This window comes from Stenotrophomonas sp. 05L44_2 (assembly GCF_056665995.1).
The window spans coordinates 1-2730 of sequence record NZ_JBFTNR010000575.1 but is presented as its reverse complement, the minus strand read 5'-3'; the positions used below and the strand labels follow the sequence as shown (position 1 = coordinate 2730).

Below are 2730 nucleotides of genomic sequence, written 5' to 3'. Positions count from 1 at the left end.
CCGCCTCGCCGAGCGATCTGCCGCGGACGACCGCGAGGAATATCCGGATATCACTCCATTCCATCCCGCGATTACCCGTTCAAAAATGTACGCGCAATATGCAGGAATGGCAGTCCACAAACAATCCTGTCGACTTCACCATRCTCACCCCAGCACTGATGGTCTGGCGTCTGYGGTCCGACCCGCAGGCGACCCCGGCGTACTTCGGGAGATCTCGGTGGGCGGGTACACGCCATCCCTGGCAGGTTGGCCCATACCGGGTCAGCCTCATCTGGAGTTGAACGACATGAGCAAGTTGAACGGGAAAGTCGCCCTGGTTACGGGCGCATCTAAAGGTATTGGTGCCGGCATCGCCCGTCGGCTGGCGAGTGATGGCGCCAAGGTGATCGTGAACTACGCCTCGAGCGCGCACGAGGCAGATAGGGTGGTTGGCGAGATTGAAGGCGCCGGCGGGACCGCTGTAGCGGTGCGCGCCGATGTCCGCAGCAAGACGGAGGTGGATGCGCTCATCCAGACGGCCGTCGACCATTTCGGTCGGCTAGATGTCGTGGTCAACAACGCCGGCATCTATCAGTTCGCAAAGATCGAGGACACCACCGAGGATCTGTATCGCCAGCAGTTCGACCTCAATGTACTCGGGTCGCTGCTCGTCACGGCAGCCGCCGTACCTTTCTTGGGCGAAGGCGGGAGCATCATCAACGTCAGTTCCTTCGTCACCCGGATTCTGCCCACGCAAAGCGCGATCTACAGTGGAACGAAAGGGGCTATCGACGCCATCACCGGCGTTCTCTCGCGGGAACTGGGTCCACGGGGAATCCGCGTCAACGCGGTGAACCCCGGCCTGATCGAGACCGACGGTACGCACGCCAACGGCGTGATGGGCTCGGAGTTCCAGGCCTGGAACGAGCAGCAGACGCCGCTCGGCCGGATCGGCCAGGTGACGGACATCGCGTCGATCGTCTCCTTTCTTGCGTCGGACGACGCGGGCTGGGTCACGGGCGAACACATCATCGGCTCGGGCGGCATGCGCTGATCCGCGGCGTTCCGAGGATGAACCTCTTGAGCATCTATCCGAATCCGAACGCACCGGACCCGCGCCGCTGGCCCGCCTTGGCCGTGCTCCTGTCCGGCACGCTGCTGCCTCCGCTTGATTTTTTCATCGTCAACGTCACCTTGCCGAGCATCCGCGCCGACCTGCAGGCATCGGCCGACGTCGCGCAGCTGGTCGTGTCGGTCTATGCGATGGCCTACGCCGTCACCCTCATCCTGGGCGGTCGCCTGGGCGATCTCTATGGACGCCGGCGTACCTTCGTGGCCGGCATGTTCGGGTTTGGGCTGGCGTCGGCTCTATGTGGATTCGCAACGTCGCCAAGTGTGCTCATCTTCGGCAGATTGCTGCAGGGCATCTCGGCCGCGGTCATGGCACCGCAGTCCTTGGCGTCCATCCACGCGCTGTTTCCAGCGAGCGAGAAGGGTCGAGCGCTCGGTCTTTACGGGGCGACATTCGGATTGGCCTCCGTCGGCGGACAGCTGCTGGGTGGGCTGCTGGTATCCGCTGATCTCTGGGATATGGGCTGGCGTAGCGTCTTCCTGATCAATCTTCCGGTCATCGCCCTGGCCATTCCGGCCGCGTTGATCCTGGTGCGCGAAACCCGCGGTGAGGAAGCGGGCGGCATGGATTTCGGCGGTGCGATCCTGCTGGCACTGGGCGTGCTGGCGCTGGTGGTTCCGCTGATCGAAGGTCGCGAACACGGGTGGCCGTTGTGGAGCCTGGGCATGCTGGCAATGAGCCCAGCACTCCTGGCCCTGTTCTGGCGCTACGAGAAGCACCGGGAGCGCTTGGCTGCGTCGACGCTGGTTCCGCCCTCGGTCATCTCGGCAACCCGTGGATTGGCTCTTGGTCTGCTGGCGGCGGTCATGCTGTATGCCTTGGCGGCGTTCTTCCTGACGTTCGCGGTGTACCAACAAGCCGGGCTGGGTCGCGGTGCGCTCGCAGCGGGCTTGGCGATTCTTCCACTCGGTATCGGACAACTGCTGGGGCCGACGTGCGGCATTCGTCTTTCGCGTTGGCTGGGTTCGAGCGCAGCGACCTTCGGCATGAGTCTGGAAGCCCTCGGCCTGGTGCTGGCGGCCGGTGCGGTGGCGATCGGCCGACCGTCCTGGCTTCCGCTTCCTCTGCTGGTGGTTGGGATCGGACAGGGCATCGCGCTGCCGGCGCTGGTGCGACTGAACGTCGATCTCGTGGAGCCACGCTGGGCAGGCTTGGCGGCCGGCATGGTCAGCGCAGCAATGCAGCTGGGCGCTGCGCTCTCCGTCGCCTTGGTGGGCGGTGTCTTCTTCTCGCTCGCGCCGGATGGAGCAGGCGTCGAAGACGTGGCATCCGGCTTCGCGGCCGCCTGTCTCATGATCGCCAGCGCCATGGCCATCGCCGCCGTTCTCAGCAGGAGGCTGGCGGTGACCACCATGAGGGGGACGCCGGGCTCAGCAAACGAGTCGCCCGTGGCGCAGCGACCCCAGACAACGACGCCGCCCGCAAACCGGACGCTCCCGGTGCAAACCACCCATCGGTCGGCATGAACCCGTCCATCCGATGCCACTCCATTGCGTTATCTACCTACTAATAGGTAGACTCACCCAACTTCAGCAAGGAACTCCTCATGGGCATATCTCCAATCGGTTGGCTCCACACGCTGGGCAGCCTCCCCGCGATCCCGCTGGCGGTCTACATGC

2 protein-coding genes are annotated in these 2730 nt (G+C 64.4%); both read left to right on the top strand.

The annotated features are described in order from the left end of the window. The first annotated feature begins 286 nt into the window (after positions 1-286). Positions 287-1033, top strand: a complete 747-nt coding sequence (locus AC1VAN_RS17635; RefSeq protein ID WP_241877709.1) for a glucose 1-dehydrogenase — start codon at positions 287-289, stop codon at positions 1031-1033. Positions 1034-1059: 26 nt separating this feature from the next. Beyond that, positions 1060-2577: an MFS transporter gene (locus AC1VAN_RS17630; protein ID WP_320488652.1), complete on the top strand. Its 1518-nt coding sequence runs from the start codon at positions 1060-1062 to the stop codon at positions 2575-2577. Positions 2578-2730: the final 153 nt, after the last annotated feature.